A 963-nucleotide genomic window follows, 5' to 3' on the forward strand; every position below is an offset into this window, starting at 1 on the left:
GCAGAAACGCCCCCCACGCGAATAATTTCAATACCATTGATGTTTTCAGCCCCTTCGCCGCCAATATTGTTGACGGTGACCGTACTCTGACCTGCGGTGTTACCGTTAATCACCAGCCTGTCGGTTTTAGAGGCATCATCCCCCAACACGCTATCAAAAATGATATTGCCATTATTGCCAATGTAGTTGCCATTAATGGTCAGCGCGGCGTAATCCGCCCCGGTGGCACTGCGCCCAACCGCGATTGTCCCGGCGTTGGTCACATTACCGTTCACCTGGCCATCACCCGCCAAGGTACCGTTAGTTTCAACCCGGACATTGCTGTTTAAAATCGCCGACGAGGCGCCGCTGAACGCCATCGCACTGGCTTGTCCCCCTGCTATCACGGCCGGCGTAGTGCTGAGCAGTAAGCGCCCCGCTTGAATAATGGTGGTCTGCGCACTCACCTGGTCGTTGGCAATGTGTAGCGTACCACTCCCCTGTTTAATCACCGTACCCTGACCACTGACTGGCGTGACAAACTGCCAGAGCCCATCGGTCTCTAACACCAACGTCCCGTCGTTAGCCACCGCAGCGGCTCCCAGGCTCTCCGACGCACTGGCTTGTAAGGTGGTGCCGCTTTGCGTGAAGAAGGTACCGCCATACTGGCTGTTATTACCGGTTAATGTCACCGCTGCTGCGTTAGTCAGCTCAACGTTACCGGCCCCTTGTAGCACATTGACCAGGTTGCCCACGGCGTTATCCAGCGTCAGTTGACCATCGATAATAATGTCACCCTGCCCCAGCGCGCCGGTTTCGCTCAGCTGTGCGTTGGCTGCAGAGAGGATGTGCGTTGTTGCGCTATAGTCCGGGCTATGACGGGTGAGCGCCAAGGTGCCGGCAGCCAATATCAGGTTACCCGCACCGGTCATCACGCCATTGACTTGCCCCCCCTCTTTTACCGTCAAGCTGCCGTTGTTGAGC

The 963-nt window shown here is 56.7% G+C and carries 1 protein-coding gene; it reads right to left on the reverse strand.

Going from position 1 to position 963, the window contains the following annotated elements:
• Window positions 1-963: autotransporter outer membrane beta-barrel domain-containing protein (locus AC2A06_RS18600; protein ID WP_484381270.1), on the reverse strand; the 963-nt coding region annotated here is incomplete at both ends.

Source organism: Serratia sp. HNCC26DJ244 (genome assembly GCF_057180565.1).